Origin of the sequence: Streptococcus sp. Marseille-Q3604, assembly GCF_916619785.1 — a bacterium.
Lineage (GTDB): Bacteria > Bacillota > Bacilli > Lactobacillales > Streptococcaceae > Streptococcus.
On sequence record NZ_CAKAKM010000001.1, the window covers coordinates 901393 to 917808 of the forward strand.

A 16416-nucleotide genomic window follows, 5' to 3' on the forward strand; every position below is an offset into this window, starting at 1 on the left:
ATAAAAAATGGGGTATTCCCCCATTTAGATTTAAGAATTTTTGACGACTCCCCTTGAGTGAGCAAAGCCAACACCAAACGAGACTTTTCACTGTTGATGAAAGCACCTGAATTTTACTCGTTTCAGGTGCTCGGGAGTTTTAAATTTACTTACTTTGTTTGTAGGTTGATGCTTCTTTTAACCATTGGTCAAATTTTCCAGAGTCTTTAGTATCTTTGATGACGGCATTGATTTCTTTAAGCAAGTCATCTGACCCCTTACGCGTTGCGACTGCATAAGCATCTGAACCATCTGACTTGAGGTTAAAGTTGGCAAGGGTTAAATCATCATTTTGAGCGATATAACCTTCTGCAATGGCCTTCTCAAGTACAACTGCTTGAAGCTGTCCTGACTTGAGTTCATTAATCATTTCGCCATTTGAAGCCAGTGATACTACACTTGCCTTAGAAATTTGTTTCTTAGCAACGGTTTCTTGAACAGACCCTTTTTGCGTACCGACAGTTTGTTTTGCGAGACTATCAGTGCTTGTATAGTCATTTACCTTGTCTTTTTTGACAATCACTACATTTTCTGACGTATAGTAGCTGTCTGAAAAATCATAAACCTTCTTACGTTCATCTGTCACCGAAATCCCTGCAATGGCAATATCCGCTTTACCACTTTGCACGTTAGCAAGAACATTATCAAAAGACATCACGGAAAATTCAACCTTTACGCCGAGTTTTTCACCGATAGCTTTGGCCAACTCGATGTCTGCTCCAACTAGCGTATCTTTGCCGTTAACTAACGATTTGAACTCAAATGGTGCAAATTCAGATTCTGTTGCCACGACAATCTTCTTCTTTTCCTTAATCGTTTTGGGATTTACTCCCTGACTTCCGCTACAAGCAACTAGAAAGCAGGTAGCGACTAGAGCTGTAAGGATAAACCAAAATTTCTTCATATAATAACTCCTTATTTGCTAGAACTCTTAAGTGAAAGAGTGTAGGCATCTTGAACATAGCTGTCAATCTTACCTTCTTTTTTGAGTTTAGCGATAACCTTATTAACCTTTTCTTTTAGCTTATCGCTTCCTTTAGGCATTGCTACGGCATAGGCATCTTTTGAATCAGACTTGAGCGTGATGTCTGACACAGCTAGGTCGCTGTTTTGGTCTACATAACCTTTTGCAATGGCCTTTTCAAGAACTACTCCTTCAACTTGACCAGACTTCAATTCATTGATGGCTTCGCCAGGTTGCGCCAAGGATACCACATTAGCATCTGACAAGTTGGCTTTGGCGATATTTTCTTGAATAGAACCTTTTTGAACAGCTACAGATTTTTTAGCAAAATCACCTGTTTCTTTGTAAGTTCCTGTCGCATCTTTTTTGACAACAAGAACCGTTTCAGACTCATAGTAGGTATCTGAGAAATCAAAGATTTTCTGACGTTCCTTAGTGGCAGAGATTCCGGAAATGGCGATGTCTGCTTTACCAGATTGAACATTTGCTAAGACATTATCAAAAGACATTTCAGAGAATTTGACTTTTACGCCAAGCTCATCTGCAATTGCCTTAGCAATTTCGACATCTGCCCCAACAATCGTATCCTTACCATTTTGAATTGTCTTAAATTCAAAAGGAGCAAAGTGAGGATTAAGAGCAACTGTCAATGTCCCTTTATCTTGTACCTTTTCCAAAGTGTCCTTCGACGAAGAACAAGCTGCTAAAGCTGTCAAAGCGAAAATCCCTGCAAATCCCAACAAAAGTTTTTTCCATGTTTTCATAATCAATCTCTTTTCTATATTTATTAACTTATGTAAGTATAATAATGTATTATTATACATTTGTCAACGAAAAAATGGACTTTTATTGATTATAATTTTTATTTTTATTAATTTTATTATCGTTGAAAAATCTAAAAATCGTTAATTTTAAGCTTTCTATCTGTTTTTAAAGACAAAAAAACTATTCATTCATTTGAATAAATAGTTCATTTTTTACCAAAATTCTCGGATAAAGTCATTTTCAAGACGCTCACGATAGAAAAGTTCGGAAAGTTGATCCTCTTCAAACACTCGCAGGAGGTTGAGCATATCATAGGCTAGATCCATGTTAGGTACATCCTCTCGAGCAACCCAACGGACTTCTCCCTCTTCTGTCGAGTGAATGTCACCTTCAAAGTCTGAAGTTCTATAGAGGAAAACAAGATAACGCTCGTCATCTGTCGTGTACCAATGCTTCATACCAACCAATTTAGGATTTTTAATGGTCAATCCAGTTTCTTCCTTGACCTCACGAATAACTGACTCCACTAGCCCCTCGTGTGCTTCAATATGACCACCAGGTAGGGCAGCACCCGACCAAGAATAACGCTTGGGATCGCGAATTTGCATGACAATATTTTCTTGACCATCTTCGATGAGACACATATTGGTCAGAATAGTTGCTTGTGAACGTGACATATAGTTCCTTTCTAGTAAGTAATCAATTAAAATCTTAACAATTAGTTTTTAATCGACTCTCGATGTCGCAAATACAGATAAATAGCAGCATAGAAAACCATAAACAATATATAACCAGACATTGGTAACCAAACAAGTTCTCTTTTTATCGTCCACAGGGGCTCAAAAATAATTTGCGTATAATTCTCCCACTCTCCCTCTCTTTCAATTTTTATACCTTCTATAGCATGAATTAGAAACACATAGAGGTTCAAATTTAAACAAATCAAAGCCGCAATTTTTCTCTGATGCTTATGGACAAGAAACAGAATGGGCCAGAGAAGAAAGTTACACTCAAACGGAAACAGTATACCACTTCGATATAAGGTGGGGAAATAAACATAAATCAGAAAAGAAATAACTAAACCTGGTATAAAAAGACAGATTGTCTTAAACCAACTTGAATTCAATGTTGCCTCCTTTCCTAAAGCCCATCTTGTTAAAGTCTTAACCTAAGGCTCAGTATTTCTAATCCATACTCTTCAGTTCTAACACCATATCACGGATTTGAGCCGCCAACTCGAAGTCAAGCAGTTCTGCCGCTTCGTGCATTTGCTTTTGAAGTTTCTTGATGGCTTCTTGGCGTTCTTTCTTGTTCATGGCACTGTAGTCCACAGTATCTTCTGCCACTTCTGCTTCATTAGCCTTGGTAATAGAAATAAGGTCACGAATTTCTTTCTTAATCGTTTGTGGAACAATGCCATGCTCCTTATTATAGGCCATCTGGATTTCACGACGACGAGCTGTTTCATCCATGGCCTTCTGCATAGACTCTGTAATCTTATCCGCATACATGATAACGTGCCCCTCACTATTTCGGGCAGCACGTCCGATTGTTTGGATAAGTCCACGTTCATTACGAAGGAAGCCTTCCTTATCAGCATCCAAAATAGCAACCAGACTAACTTCAGGAACGTCAATCCCCTCACGGAGAAGGTTAATACCGATAAGAACATCAAAGACACCCAAACGTAGGTCACGGATAATCTCAGTACGCTCTAGAGTCTTAATGTCAGAGTGCATGTATTTGACCTTGACACCCATTTCCTTGAGATAGTCAGCCAAGTCTTCAGCCATCTTCTTAGTCAAAGTGGTTACAAAGACACGCTCGCCTTTTTCAGTACGAGCATTGATTTCACCGAGGAGGTCATCCATTTGTCCCATGGTTGGACGAACTTCGACTTCTGGATCAAGAAGCCCTGTCGGACGGATGATTTGCTCAACCACAGTCTCGGTCTGTTCCATCTCGTAGTCGCCTGGGGTAGCAGAAACATATACAATCTGATGCACATGACTCTCGAATTCTTCACGTCGAAGGGGACGGTTATCAAGCGCCGATGGCAAACGGAAACCGTAATCAACCAACATCTTCTTACGAGCTTGGTCCCCGTTATACATTCCCTTAATCTGACCCATTGTCATGTGGCTTTCATCAATCATGATGAGGAAATCTTCTGGGAAGAAATCAAGCAAGGTGAACGGTGGCTCGCCCTCTTTTCGCCCATCCATGTGTCGTGAGTAGTTTTCAACACCATTTGTGTAGCCCATCTCACGAAGCATTTCAACATCGTACTCTGTCCTTTGGCGGATGCGTTGAGCCTCGATGAGCTTACCATCAGCTTCAAATTGTTTAACTTGAGCTTCCATCTCTTCCATAATATTCTTGATGGCCTCTTCCATATGCTCTTCATTAGTCATAAAGTGAGTCGCCGGGAAAAGAACAAGGTGCTCGACTTCACCGAGATTGCGTCCTGTCAAACTCTCAATCTCACAGATGCGGTCAATCTCATCACCGAAAAATTCGACACGAAAGGCGTGCTCATCACGGCTGGCAGGAAAAATTTCGACCACATCGCCACGCACACGGAATTTCCCACGTTGGAAATCAATGTCATTTCGCTCAAACTGGATATCAACTAGGTCATTGAGCAACTTGTCTCGAGAAATCTCTTGCCCTGGACGAAGACTAACCGCTGAATCGGCATATTCTTTTGGCGAACCCAAACCGTAAATACAAGAAACGGAAGCCACAACGATAACATCATTACGCTCAAGGAGGGCAGATGTCGCTGAGTGACGGAGCTTATCAATTTCATCATTTACAGAACTATCTTTTTCGATATAGGTATCTGATGACGGTACATAGGCCTCTGGCTGATAGAAATCATAGTAGGAAACGAAGTATTCTACAGCATTGTCTGGGAAGAACTCCTTGAACTCTCCATAAAGCTGACCTGCCAAAGTTTTATTGTGGGCAATAACCAAGGTTGGTTTATTGACGCGCTGGATGACCTGACTCATGGTATAAGTCTTACCTGTCCCTGTCGCCCCCTTTAGAATTTGAGCCTTCTCACCACCTTCAATATTGTCCACCAAGGCTTCGATGGCCTGAGGTTGATCCCCAGAAGGTTCATATTTAGAAACCAAATGGAATTGGTTGTCTTCTTTTCTATCTATCATTCTTTTTCCTTTCATTTATGTAATCATTCATCTCTTGGTCGGAGAAGATTTCCCCACTTGTAAGCGGAATTTGAATCATTCGCATCTTAGCGACATAGGCACGTTTCTTCCGTGATTGATGACCAAGTTTTTTGTCATAGGTAACAGCTGTCTCACCATTTTTGAAGAAGATAAGCAACACCTGATATCTCTTTTTATCATCAACCTCGGCATCATAGTCGAAGACATGCTCGATGCGTTTCAAAGAATATCTCACTGTCGAAGAGCGTCCAATATCCTCCATCCGTGTTGTCCAAGCTTTCTTGACAAATTCAATCTCGGATAAAGGAATGTCAAAAGTTTTCCGTCCAAATGCTTGGCCATAGTAGGTCAAGGAATTGTCATCCAGTTCCAAGAGCTTTCCATGACCTTTGAGATTTACGATACCGTCTATAAGGTGAACAATGGATAATAAAAGCCAAAATAAAACAATGACAGCAAGGAACTGCTTGACTGGATTATCACGAAGAGAACCTATAATGAGCTCAGGACAAAGAATCCATAAAGACAAGACAGAAAATATAAGGCCAACGACTATTTTCAATTTCAACATGACCCTATCAAGCTTAACTATCATATTGTCTCCTCCAAGTGTTTCTTCTATTTTAACACAGAAGTAAAAAGACCGAGTCTTTGAACTCAGCCTTAAAAGTTTTCTTTTTTCAATTGTAGACGAAGGATGATAATCCCTACTAGGAGAACGAGACAGGTAACGAGATTTCCTTCTAGACCAAAAGCTCCTCCTGACAACCAATCAGGCACGCCTGACCTGGCCTGAAAGTGCAATAAGCTGCCGCCTGCATTCTGTCCACTAACTGCCACGCCAACTAGATTCCCTTGCGCAAAGTTCCAAGCACCGTGAAGGGCAGCGACACCCCAGATATTATCTGTCTTGAGCATGTAAAGAGCCAAAAGAACTCCTACTAGAACAATACTAATTAGAGACAAGGCGGTAACACCTTGATTTCCTAGGTGTAATATTGAAAAGAAAGAACTTGAAATAGCAATTCCCCAGGAAAGGTTCAATTTATTAGTCACCGTCTGAAGTAACCAACCACGTGTCACCAGTTCCTCGGTTCCACCTTGGATAAACCAGAAAGGTATTAGGGATAGTATATATAGGAGGGTTTTCTGAGAAAAGTCTACTTTTACAAATTCTAACCCTCCAAGTATATAAGTCCCAAGGAAACTCACTAACAAGAGCAGGGTTCCCAATCCCCAGCCCTTAAGCAAGTTAAACCAAATATGCCCCTTGAAAAATCCAAGTGTACGAATGGGACGTTTTTCAACAACTTTAACCCAGAAAAAGATAGCTAAGGCAGTAAAGGCAAATGTTCCCAACTGAAAATACATGTTTGAAAACATCTTATAGGAAATCGTATTTATATCCTGGAACTGAATGTTACCATTTAATACTAAGAAAGAAAGAACAATAGCCATTGGAATTCCCACAACAATCCCTGATAGAAATCCACCTACAAGGACATAACCAAAGGCAATAAAACAGGACAGCATAATCATCAGCCAACTTGGAACTTTATCATATCGGCTAGTATATTTCTCAAGCATACGTTTCTTCATTTTTTAGCTCCTGTAACAAATCTTACATGTATTCGATTACAGTGTAACTAATTGACACAAGCTTGTCAACTTCTTCTCAGATAGCTCTCATAGCTAACGAACCTTGTTACATTTCCTAACATCAAACTCCAAGAAGTTTGATAACAAGACCTTTTTTTGATAGAATAGGAAGGTATTTTATAAAGGAGACTTTTTATAATGAAGAAAAAACTTCTGACACTCTTCTTGAGTGCCATGTCAGTTTTCTTTGTTTTCGGAGCTAAGGTATCTGCTGAAACAATTTCAGTCGTTTCAGACACAGCCTATGCCCCATTTGAATTCAAAGATTCTGATCAGACCTACAAAGGTATCGACGTTGATATCATCAACGAAGTTGCCAAACGTAAAAATTGGGATGTTAACCAAACCTTCCCTGGTTTCGATGCAGCTGTTAACGCTGTTCAATCAGGCCAAGCAGACGCCCTAATGGCCGGTACTACTGTTACCGACGCACGTAAGAAGGTCTTCACTTTCTCAGACACTTATTACGACACTTCAATTGTTATCTACACACGTAGTAGCGACAAAGTCAGCGACTACAAACAATTGAAGGGTAAAACAGTCGGTGTTAAAAACGGTACCGCTGCTCAAACTTGGCTTGATAAAAACGCTAGCAAATATGGTTTTACAGTTAAAACTTTTGACACTAGCGACTTGATGAACAACAGCTTGGATTCTGGTTCTGTCGATGCAGCTATGGACGACACACCAGTTGTTAAATACGCTATTGGTCAAGGAAAAGACTACGCTATCAACATTAAGCCTGAATCTATCGGTAGCTTCGCTTTCGCTGTTAAAAAAGGTGGAAAACACGAAAATCTTATCAAAGATTTCAACGAAGCTCTTAAGGAAATGAAGAATGACGGCACCTACGACAAAATCATGAACAAATGGTTGGGTGATTCATCAAAATCTTCTTCATCAAAACCCTCAGCAGATCTTAAATTGACTGGTGATGCCAACGCAAAAGCCACTCCTGCTAAGGAAACCTACACTATCTCAATGGACTCATCTTTTGCTCCATTCGAATACCAAAATGGTTCAGGTAAATATGTAGGTATCGATGTCGATATCATCAATGCCATTGCTAAAAACCAAGGTTTCAATGTCAAATTGACAAACCCTGGTTTCGATGCATCACTTAATGCTGTACAATCTAGCCAAGCTGATGCCGTATTGGCTGGTATGACCATCACTGATGCTCGTAAACAAATCTTTGACTTCTCTGATCCTTACTACACATCAAACATTCGTTTGGCTGTAGCTAAAGGAAGTAAGGTTAAATCTTACAAGGATCTCAAAGGTAAGACTGTAGGAGCTAAAAATGGTACGTCATCTTACTCATGGTTGGAAGACCACGCTGGTGAATATGGCTTTACTGTTCGTGCTTACGATGAAGCTTCTACTATGTACGACAGCTTGAACTCTGGTTCAATCGATGCTCTTATGGATGATGAAGCCGTTCTTCTATACGCTATCCAACAAGGGCGTAACTTTACAACACCAATTGAAGGTATTGCTACTGGTGAAGTCGGCTTTGCTGTTAAAAAAGGTGCTAATCCTGAGTTGATTGAAATGTTCAACAATGGTTTGGCTGCTATCGTGAAAGATGGTACTTACGATAAGATTATCAATAAATACCTCGATAGCAACAAATCAAAAGAAGGAAGCTCAAAAAAAGCTACCGATGAAACAACCATCGTAGGCTTGATTAAAAACAACTACAAACAACTCCTCCAAGGTCTTGGAATTACCCTTGGATTGACCCTTCTTTCATTTGCTATTGCCATGATTATCGGTGTTATCTTCGGTATGATGGCAGTTGCACCAAATAAGACACTCCGCGTGATTTCGCAAGTCTTTGTTGACGTGGTTCGTGGTATCCCATTGATGATTGTTGCAGCCTTCATCTACTGGGGTATTCCTAACTTGATTGAAAATATCACTGGTCACCAATCACCAATCAATGATTTTGTGGCAGCGACAATTGCCCTCTCACTTAACGGTGGTGCTTATATTGCCGAAATTGTACGTGGTGGTATCGAAGCTGTTCCTATTGGTCAGATGGAAGCTAGCCGAAGCTTGGGTGTCCCTTACAATACAACAATGCGTAAGGTTATCTTGCCACAAGCGGTTCGCTTGATGTTGCCAAACTTCATCAACCAATTTGTTATCTCATTGAAAGATACGACTATCGTATCAGCTATCGGTTTGGTTGAACTCTTCCAAACTGGTAAAATCATCATTGCTCGTAACTACCAATCATTCCGTATGTATGCGATCTTGGCCATCCTTTACTTGGTCATCATCACATGCTTGACGAAATTGGCTAAACGACTAGAAAAGAGACTTAAATAATGGCTGAATTGAAAATCGATGTGCAGGACTTGCACAAATCATACGGCGACAATGAAGTCCTCAAAGGCATTGACGCCAAATTCTACGAAGGTGACGTTGTATGTATCATCGGTCCTTCAGGTTCAGGTAAATCAACCTTCCTTCGTACGCTTAACCTACTTGAAACAGTGACATCTGGTAAGGTAGTCGTTGATGGCTATGAATTATCAGATCCTAAGACAGACCTTGACAAAGCCCGCGAAAATATCGGGATGGTCTTCCAACATTTCAACCTCTTCCCACACATGACAGTCCTTGAAAACGTGACATTTGCACCTGTTGAACTCGGACGTATGAATAAGGAAGAAGCTGATAAATTAGCTATGGATCTTCTTGATCGTGTGGGACTTGCTGACAAGGCAGATGCAATGCCAGATAGCCTATCAGGTGGACAAAAACAACGTGTGGCGATTGCACGTGGTTTGGCAATGAATCCTGATATCATGCTCTTTGACGAACCTACTTCTGCCCTTGACCCTGAAATGGTCGGAGACGTTCTTAACGTTATGAAAGAATTGGCAGAGCAAGGTATGACCATGATTATCGTTACTCACGAAATGGGATTTGCTCGTCAAGTTGCCAACCGAGTAATCTTTACTGCGGACGGTGAGTTCCTCGAAGATGGTACTCCAGATCAAATCTTTGATAACCCACAACACCCACGTTTGAAAGAATTCTTGGACAAGGTTCTAAACGCCTAACTAATTATCAAAACAGTTACTCTTGCTAGAGTAGCTGTTTTTGATTGCCATTTTGGATAAGAAAAACAGAGCAAGTGCTAGACTTGCTCTGTTTCATCATTTAGTTCAGGGTGTTTTGCTGCTTCTTCCCTTGCCAAGCGTTCACGCTCAAGACGGAGTTTTCGGTTAGGATTTAAGCGCGTAAAGAGTTCTTCAAGTTTCTTTGGATTCCAAACATCGGCCGCAGAAACAAAATTTCCATCTTTATCCCTGAAGGATATCGGTTTATCTCCCATTGTAAACCTCTTATTTCAATATTTTTAAATTCGCCAACTTCACGTAGTTAGTAAGGTTGCTTGGCAGACCGCCATAGCAATTGGCCTAGACTATCAAGTGCTTGGCACTTAGAGAGTCTTTCATGGTCACGACACGAAGGAAAGTCGGTCGATTATACCGATTTTACGTAGTTAGTGAGGTTGATAGGCAGACCCCCATAGCGACTACCGTAGACTAGCAAGTGCTTGGCACTTAGAGAGTCTTTCATGGTCACGACACGAAGGAAAGTCGGTCGATTATACCGACTTTACGCAGTTAGTGAGGTTGTTAGGCAATCCGCCATAGCGGCTGCCGTAGACTAGCAAGTGCTTGGCACTTAGAGGGTCTTTCATAGTCACGACACGAAGGAAAGTCGGTCGATTATACCGACTTTACGCGGTTAGTGAGGTTGATAGACAGTCCGCCATAGCGGCTGCCGTAGACTATCAAGTGCTTGGCACTTAGAGAGTCTTTCATGGTCACGACACGAAGGAAAGTCGGTCGATTATACCGACTTTGCGCAGTTAGTGAGGTTGATAGGCAGTCCGCCATAGCGGCTGTCGTAGACTATCAAGTGCTTGGCACTTAGAGAGTCTTTCAACGTCAATCCACAAACTCAAATTCGAAGTTACCAATACGAACGATATCGCCATCCTTAGCACCACGTTCACGAAGCGCTTCATCAACTCCCATACCACGCAATTGACGTGCAAATTTCATGATTGATTCGTCACGTTCCATGTTGGTCATAACAAAGAGTTTTTCAAGTTTCTCACCAGAAAGTACCCATGAGGCATCGTCGTCACGGCTAATTTCAAATGGACGTTCATCCTCGTTAAAGCCGTAGTAAACTTCTTCTTGTTCCATATCATCTTCGCTATAAAGCAAGAATTCGTCTGTCTCATCAAGCAATTTTGCAGTAGCTTCTAAGAGATTTTCCAAACCTTGGTGAGCCAAACTTGAAATTGGGAAAATTTGTGGCAATTCATCGTAGTTAGCAGCCAATTTTTCCTTAAACTCTTTCAAGTTTTCCTCAGCCTCAGGCATGTCCATCTTATTAGCCACAATAATTTGTGGGCGTTCCATCAAGCGTAAGTTGTAAGTTTCCAACTCTTTATTGATCTGAAGATAATCCTCGTAAGGATCACGTCCTTCACTCGCTGACATATCAATCACATGGAGGATAACACGTGTACGCTCAATGTGGCGAAGGAACTGCGTTCCCAAACCAACACCCTGACTAGCACCCTCAATCAATCCTGGAAGGTCAGCCATAGCAAAGCTCTCACCTGACTTAGTACGTACCATTCCCAAGTTAGGAACAATTGTCGTAAAATGATAGGCACCAATCTTTGGTTTTGCTGCCGTTACTACACTGAGAATCGTTGATTTACCAACAGATGGGAAACCAACCAAACCAACATCAGCCAAAATCTTCAATTCCAATTGAAGTTCGCGTTCTTCACCTGGTTCACCATTTTCAGCGATTTCAGGAGCAGGGTTACGAGGTGTTGCAAAACGGATATTTCCTCGACCACCACGTCCACCGTGAGCAATGACAAACTCTTGACCATCTTCAACTAAATCAGTAATAACTTTGCCGGTCTCAGCATCACGAACTGTCGTACCTGGCGGGATGCTAACGATGAGGTCTTCAGCACCTCGACCGTGCATTCCCTTGGTCATCCCTTTTTCGCCATTCTTAGCCTTGAATTTACGGTTATAACGGAAATCCATAAGGGTACGCAAGCCTTCGTCAACCTTGAAAATGACCGAGCCACCCTTACCACCGTCACCACCCCAAGGACCGCCATTGGGTACATATTTCTCACGACGGAAAGCGACCATCCCGTCACCACCACGACCAGCTTTGACACTAATCTTGGCTGTATCTAAAAACATACTCATCTCTATATCTCTCTTTCTGACTCGTGTGTCCTATATCAAGACATTCTCATATAAAAGAATTTCCGACAGACACAAAAAAACGCTTGATAGCGTCTTAAAGAACAGCTGCGACTGCTTGGAAAATCAATGCCCCAACTGTTACTAATAGCATAATCAAAACGACCAATACTGTTAGACGTTCAAAAAATGATTTCTTACGTGGTCCGTTATCTCCAAATGCCACTTGAATTTACCTCGTTTTTTCTTCTATTATTTCACAATAATAGTAACAAAAATCTGCCCATTTCGCAACTCTTAACTAGCTTAAGCCAAAGGAATTCCAAAAACAGCTAAAGCTTCCAACTCCTCCTCGGTTAAACGTCGCCAAGCACCAAGTTCTAAATCATCTGGCAGACTTAAAGGCCCCATACTCATACGTTGTAACTCTATCACTTCCTTACCACAAGCAGCTACCATACGCTTAACCTGATGGAATTTCCCCTCAGCAATGGTAATCTGAACCAAGCTAGTCCCAGCATCCCTATCTACGGATACAATCTCTAGTTTAGCTGGTTGGCAAGTGTGGTCTTTGAGTTCAATCCCTTTTTCAAAAGCTAGAATATCCTCCTGATCCATGATACCATTCACCTTGGTTTGATAAATCTTGTCCACATGTTTCTTTGGAGATAGCATGGCGTGAGCTAAGTCGCCATTATTGGTTAATAGAAGAAGACCATGAGTGTCAATATCCAAGCGACCAACTGGAAAAACTTGCTTATGTCTTGCTGTGTCATCGAGTAAATCGAGCACTGTCTTGTGACGGGCATCCTCTGTTGCTGAAATGACACCCTGAGGCTTATTTAAAAGATAGTAAACAAAGGTCTCATGTATTAATGCTTGACCTTGAAAAGCAATCTGATCTTGCTTCTCATCAATCTTAGCCTTAGGTGACGTCTCCACTTGACCATTTACAGTCACTTGCTTCTTTTTTAGAAAGATCTTGACCTGACTACGACTCCCGACACCACAGTCTACCAAAAACTTATCCAGACGCATCTAAACTTCCTCCTTTATTGGAATCCAAACTTCCATTTCATAATCTTCAGCCTGACGATTTCCTGGGAGATAAACCTCTACAGTGGGCTGGTCAATCATTTCAAAATGGTTCTTAGCATAGTGAAAACTCTCCCAAACAGCTGCCGTTGCAGGCCCTCTAAGTTTAAATACCGCATAAGTAGCTGGTGCTAGAGCAATCATTTCCATACTATCATCCTCACCAGCCAAGGCTGTTACATAAGTCTTACGACTGCCATCATTGATCCGAATGCCATAGGTAGGAACAGCCAAATCATCTTGTTCTGCTAAAAAAGGTACCCAAAGGAAGTCTGTTGGCTTACCTAATTCCTCGCCTTCAAAAGCCATCCCTGAAAAACTCAAAAATCCCTTCCGAACAACCCTAACATCATAACGAACGGTTACTAAATCCAACTTTTGAATCACCTTTTTCAGTTTTGTCAGCTCAACTGGAACCTCGTTCGCTAGGACATAGGAAATCTTTTCTACAAATGCTTCTTTTTCGGCATTACCAGAGCCTATAGGAACCAAGACCCAATCTTCTGCTGCAACACTTTGATCTTCACAAAGGTAGGTAAAGTGCTTGCCTCCTTCGTTAAAAGACACATCAGCTAAACGAAAAAGAGTTTCAGGCAAATCGACAACCACCATCTCAAGCCCCTTTGCCTTAAACAAGAGCTCTTGATCCCTTAAACGAGCCCTCATAGCCAAGCTATCACTATCAATTGAAAAAGTGTTGTCAGTGTCCATTACAGACTGAAAGAAGGCCTGATGTAAACCTGAAAAAGTCCAGACAGCATGCCAACGACACATCATCTCATAATCGTCAATGGTCACCAGAAGAGAGAGCTCCTGCTGGTCAGACGCATAGGAATATGCTTGAACGTTCAATTGGTCTGGTGTCAGGTAGTCATTAACAAAGACCGCAAAGTCATCCATGGTTTGAAAATCTGACATAAACGCTCCTTTTCTATTCCTCGACCGAGCCCGTCACATACATAGTAAATGTAGCCCTTGTAAGAATTTTCTCTTCCTGATTAGTAATGACAACTTCCACCACCTTAGTCGTCTTACCATTATGCACACACAATCCTTCAATCTTGAGTTGGTCAGACAAATGCCCTGCCTTGAGATAATTGATATTAGACTGAAGCGTCACCGCATAGTCACCTGATGAAATGGCCACGAGCCCTGCGACCTGGTCACAAAGCGTAAACAGATATCCCCCATGAGCATTACCAAAATAATTCAGGGACTTCTCGACTACCTTAGTTGTCACGATAATATGTCCCGTTTCAAATAGTTCTTCTTGAAAATTCTCAAATACACGGATCTCATGTAGTTTGTCTTCCATAGCAAGCCCTCCTATCGTTGCTCATTCCACACCTAGTGAAATGACACGTCTTTATCTACTAGTATAACACGAAGTTCATAAAGGATAACAAGCTTATTTAGCTAAGCTAATATCAACCTTAATATCTTCACGAAAAAGCTTCTTCACTCGACAATAATTATCCACAAAAGCCAAGAGTTCTTGTTCATTTTCCAAAATCAGATCCTTAGGTAAATGAATCGCAAGTGTGAAATGCCCTTCTTCATAGTTGGAATCAACCTGAATAGCAAGCTCCTCAATTCCCTGATACTTGGCAAAATAACTCTGTAGACACATGGTCACACAAGAAGCCAAAGCAATATTCACCAGGCTCATAGGTGTTTCCCCATCTTCCGTATAGCCAAAAAGTTCCACAGGTGCTCCATACCCCTCTGAAAGTGAATGGAATCGTTTGTCACCTTTAATTGTTGTTTGATACATCATGTCACCTCAATCTATTTTTTATTATTATAACAAAGAGAGTGCTAAGGACCGAGCTGAACGATTTGAAATATCTATCAAAAAACAGAAAGCGTAAGGGTTATCAGCTCTTATTTTCCAATAGATTAGTCTTGTACAACACTGATATTACCAAGGGGTTACAGTTGAGTAAAAACGACTGAAGGCGCTTTTAAAATTTTGTTTTTTCATTTAAAATGAATTTACTAAGAAAAAAGGGAGACTATTATGAAAACATTTTCTAAATTAACTTTAGCCTCTGTCTCAGTTCTTGCCTTGTTGACCTTAGCAGCATGTGGCAACTCTAAAGACAAAACTGACTCATCATCTTCAGCACCATCATCAAGCAAGGTGACCAAAGAATCTTCTTCAACTGATTCAAGTGCTTCAGTAAAAGTCAACAAAGATGGATCATCTGAAGTCAGCGACGGAAACGCTAACTCAGCAAAAACAAACGGCAATAACACTGTAGAAGCTAACGATAGCGAAGGTAACAGCGCAACAGTTGGTCAAGATGGTTCAGTCGATGTTAATAGCCAAGACGGTACAAACGTCAAAGTCGGATCAGACGGAACTGTCTCAATTGGTAACTAAATAAGATAAAAAAGGCTAGCTATTCTGCTAGTCTATTTTTTTAGATTTAGATTGATGTAAACGCTTCCTGAAAGTGTTATAATAGGCGTGGAAATCCAAATTCAGGAGGTGAGACAATGAAAAATAAAATCATCTTGGGATGTTTGGCTGCAGCGACTTGTGAGATTCTCTTTGGGCTCAGTTTTATCTTTACCAAATCTATTACAGCACAGGTCAGTGACCTGGCTTTAATCTCTTGGCGTTTTGTCACAGCCTTCCTTTTTATTAACCTCTATTTTCTCATCAGTCGACGTCGGATAACAATTAACGGTAGAAATCTTAAACCTCTGACACGTATTGCCATCCTCAATCCGATTATCTATTTTATCTGTGAAACGATTGGCATTCGTATGACGACGGCTTCTGAAAGTGGAGCCTTTCTCGCCTGCATCCCAGTCGTTGCCCTTATCATGTCTAGCCTTATTTTAAAAGAATGGCCCAGCCGTTGGCAGGTGGTCGGTGTCATCACCACCCTCGTCGGTATCATCATGGCTGTCTTTGCTGCTGGCGGTTCTACCGACTTCTCCCTGGTGGGCTACTTGATTCTAGGTCTAGCAGTTGTCTCCTACGCCCTGTATTGCGTTGATGTTGAAAGGGCTAGTCAATTCAGTAGCCTTGAGATTACTTATTTTATGCTTGCCAGTGGTTGCCTGACATTCGGACTCTTTGCACTCAGCCAAGGCTTTTTAGCAGGCGATTTGAAAGAGCTCTTGCTACTCCCTGTAATCAATCCAAAATTCACTATCACCATCCTTTATCAAGGCTTGGGATGCAGTGTTCTGGGCTATCTTCTATCAAATTTTGCCATCGCAAATATCGGGGTTAACAGAACAGCATCCTTTATTGGGATTTCAACAATTATCTCAATTCTAGCGGCTGTCGTCGTCTTAGGAGAACCCTTCTCGTATTTACAAATTTTCGCAGGAATTTTAGTCGTCTTGGGCGTCTATGTGGCCAATAAAACCTAAAACTCTCGGGAATTAATCTTCCGAGAGT

Annotated in this window: 17 protein-coding genes; 4 read left to right on the top strand and 13 right to left on the bottom strand. The window is 41.2% G+C overall.

What is annotated here, in order from left to right; translation table 11 throughout:
* Positions 1-145: 145 nt before the first annotated feature.
* The 6 genes from LG375_RS03725 to LG375_RS03750 all read right to left on the bottom strand — a co-directional run bounded on the left by LG375_RS03725 (position 146) and on the right by LG375_RS03750 (position 6564).
* The gene (locus LG375_RS03725) at positions 146-943 is read right to left on the bottom strand and encodes a transporter substrate-binding domain-containing protein (RefSeq protein ID WP_225745327.1); all 798 of its coding nucleotides are present in this window, start codon (positions 941-943) and stop codon (positions 146-148) included.
* A gap of 11 nt (positions 944-954) precedes the next feature.
* Positions 955-1767, bottom strand: coding sequence for a transporter substrate-binding domain-containing protein (locus tag LG375_RS03730; protein WP_225745328.1), 813 nt, complete (start codon positions 1765-1767; stop codon positions 955-957).
* A 213-nt stretch (positions 1768-1980) separates the two neighbouring features.
* Positions 1981-2445, bottom strand: coding sequence for an 8-oxo-dGTP diphosphatase (locus LG375_RS03735; RefSeq protein ID WP_225745329.1), 465 nt, complete (start codon positions 2443-2445; stop codon positions 1981-1983).
* A gap of 507 nt (positions 2446-2952) precedes the next feature.
* A complete protein-coding gene (uvrB, locus tag LG375_RS03740) occupies positions 2953-4944 on the bottom strand; it encodes an excinuclease ABC subunit UvrB (RefSeq protein WP_225745330.1) in 1992 nt (663 codons plus the stop codon).
* On the bottom strand, positions 4934-5560 hold the full coding sequence (locus tag LG375_RS03745) for a hypothetical protein (protein WP_225745331.1): 627 nt from the start codon (positions 5558-5560) through the stop codon (positions 4934-4936). The genes uvrB and LG375_RS03745 overlap by 11 nt, the downstream gene beginning before the upstream one ends.
* 68 nt (positions 5561-5628) lie before the next feature.
* On the bottom strand, positions 5629-6564 hold the full coding sequence (locus LG375_RS03750; protein WP_155124370.1) for a CPBP family intramembrane glutamic endopeptidase: 936 nt from the start codon (positions 6562-6564) through the stop codon (positions 5629-5631).
* Between the two features lie 198 nt (positions 6565-6762).
* Here LG375_RS03750 and LG375_RS03755 point away from each other — a divergent pair, with 198 nt between their 5' ends.
* Both LG375_RS03755 and LG375_RS03760 read left to right on the top strand, forming a co-directional pair.
* Positions 6763-8961, top strand: coding sequence for an ABC transporter substrate-binding protein/permease (locus LG375_RS03755; protein ID WP_225745332.1), 2199 nt, complete (start codon positions 6763-6765; stop codon positions 8959-8961).
* Entirely contained in the window at positions 8961-9701 is a 741-nt protein-coding gene (locus LG375_RS03760; protein ID WP_002884797.1) for an amino acid ABC transporter ATP-binding protein, read from the top strand. The genes LG375_RS03755 and LG375_RS03760 overlap by 1 nt, the downstream gene beginning before the upstream one ends.
* Before the next feature lie 77 nt (positions 9702-9778).
* On the opposite strand, the gene LG375_RS03765 is transcribed toward LG375_RS03760, so the two are convergent.
* The 7 genes from LG375_RS03765 to LG375_RS03795 form a co-directional block, all read right to left on the bottom strand.
* Positions 9779-9976, bottom strand: coding sequence for a hypothetical protein (locus LG375_RS03765; RefSeq protein ID WP_021143779.1), 198 nt, complete (start codon positions 9974-9976; stop codon positions 9779-9781).
* A gap of 622 nt (positions 9977-10598) precedes the next feature.
* Positions 10599-11903 (bottom strand): GTPase ObgE, encoded by a 1305-nt coding sequence (gene obgE, locus LG375_RS03770; RefSeq protein ID WP_073685680.1) that lies wholly within the window; start codon positions 11901-11903, stop codon positions 10599-10601.
* Between the two features lie 94 nt (positions 11904-11997).
* Positions 11998-12126, bottom strand: a complete 129-nt coding sequence (locus LG375_RS03775) for a DUF4044 domain-containing protein (protein WP_002884629.1) — start codon at positions 12124-12126, stop codon at positions 11998-12000.
* 80 nt (positions 12127-12206) lie between these two features.
* Positions 12207-12938: a pseudouridine synthase gene (locus tag LG375_RS03780; protein WP_073685681.1), complete on the bottom strand. Its 732-nt coding sequence runs from the start codon at positions 12936-12938 to the stop codon at positions 12207-12209.
* Entirely contained in the window at positions 12939-13913 is a 975-nt protein-coding gene (locus tag LG375_RS03785) for a GyrI-like domain-containing protein (RefSeq protein WP_225745333.1), read from the bottom strand.
* Positions 13914-13926: 13 nt separating this feature from the next.
* Complete coding sequence (locus tag LG375_RS03790; protein ID WP_225745334.1) at positions 13927-14310, bottom strand: PaaI family thioesterase; 384 nt, start codon at positions 14308-14310, stop codon at positions 13927-13929.
* A gap of 93 nt (positions 14311-14403) precedes the next feature.
* On the bottom strand, positions 14404-14769 hold the full coding sequence (locus tag LG375_RS03795; RefSeq protein ID WP_037598323.1) for an OsmC family protein: 366 nt from the start codon (positions 14767-14769) through the stop codon (positions 14404-14406).
* 246 nt (positions 14770-15015) lie between these two features.
* On the opposite strand from LG375_RS03795, the gene LG375_RS03800 reads away from it, so the two are divergent.
* Positions 15016-15381 (top strand): hypothetical protein, encoded by a 366-nt coding sequence (locus tag LG375_RS03800; RefSeq protein ID WP_037601648.1) that lies wholly within the window; start codon positions 15016-15018, stop codon positions 15379-15381.
* A gap of 116 nt (positions 15382-15497) precedes the next feature.
* Positions 15498-16388: a DMT family transporter gene (locus LG375_RS03805; protein WP_225745335.1), complete on the top strand. Its 891-nt coding sequence runs from the start codon at positions 15498-15500 to the stop codon at positions 16386-16388.
* The last annotated feature ends 28 nt before the right edge of the window (positions 16389-16416 follow it).

What these genes read in the sequence shown, in the direction of transcription:
- LG375_RS03800 (WP_037601648.1), top strand. Translation starts at nt 15,016, where the DNA reads ATGAAAACATTTTCTAAATTAACTTTAGCCTCTGTCTCAGTTCTTGCC.
- LG375_RS03795 (WP_037598323.1), bottom strand. Translation starts at nt 14,769, where the DNA reads ATGTATCAAACAACAATTAAAGGTGACAAACGATTCCATTCACTTTCA.
- LG375_RS03725 (WP_225745327.1), bottom strand. Translation starts at nt 943, where the DNA reads ATGAAGAAATTTTGGTTTATCCTTACAGCTCTAGTCGCTACCTGCTTT.
- LG375_RS03750 (WP_155124370.1), bottom strand. Translation starts at nt 6,564, where the DNA reads ATGAAGAAACGTATGCTTGAGAAATATACTAGCCGATATGATAAAGTT.
- LG375_RS03730 (WP_225745328.1), bottom strand. Translation starts at nt 1,767, where the DNA reads ATGAAAACATGGAAAAAACTTTTGTTGGGATTTGCAGGGATTTTCGCT.
- uvrB (WP_225745330.1), bottom strand. Translation starts at nt 4,944, where the DNA reads ATGATAGATAGAAAAGAAGACAACCAATTCCATTTGGTTTCTAAATAT.
- LG375_RS03780 (WP_073685681.1), bottom strand. Translation starts at nt 12,938, where the DNA reads ATGCGTCTGGATAAGTTTTTGGTAGACTGTGGTGTCGGGAGTCGTAGT.
- LG375_RS03745 (WP_225745331.1), bottom strand. Translation starts at nt 5,560, where the DNA reads ATGATAGTTAAGCTTGATAGGGTCATGTTGAAATTGAAAATAGTCGTT.
- LG375_RS03790 (WP_225745334.1), bottom strand. Translation starts at nt 14,310, where the DNA reads ATGGAAGACAAACTACATGAGATCCGTGTATTTGAGAATTTTCAAGAA.
- LG375_RS03735 (WP_225745329.1), bottom strand. Translation starts at nt 2,445, where the DNA reads ATGTCACGTTCACAAGCAACTATTCTGACCAATATGTGTCTCATCGAA.
- LG375_RS03805 (WP_225745335.1), top strand. Translation starts at nt 15,498, where the DNA reads ATGAAAAATAAAATCATCTTGGGATGTTTGGCTGCAGCGACTTGTGAG.
- LG375_RS03765 (WP_021143779.1), bottom strand. Translation starts at nt 9,976, where the DNA reads ATGGGAGATAAACCGATATCCTTCAGGGATAAAGATGGAAATTTTGTT.
- LG375_RS03785 (WP_225745333.1), bottom strand. Translation starts at nt 13,913, where the DNA reads ATGTCAGATTTTCAAACCATGGATGACTTTGCGGTCTTTGTTAATGAC.
- LG375_RS03755 (WP_225745332.1), top strand. Translation starts at nt 6,763, where the DNA reads ATGAAGAAAAAACTTCTGACACTCTTCTTGAGTGCCATGTCAGTTTTC.
- LG375_RS03760 (WP_002884797.1), top strand. Translation starts at nt 8,961, where the DNA reads ATGGCTGAATTGAAAATCGATGTGCAGGACTTGCACAAATCATACGGC.
- obgE (WP_073685680.1), bottom strand. Translation starts at nt 11,903, where the DNA reads ATGAGTATGTTTTTAGATACAGCCAAGATTAGTGTCAAAGCTGGTCGT.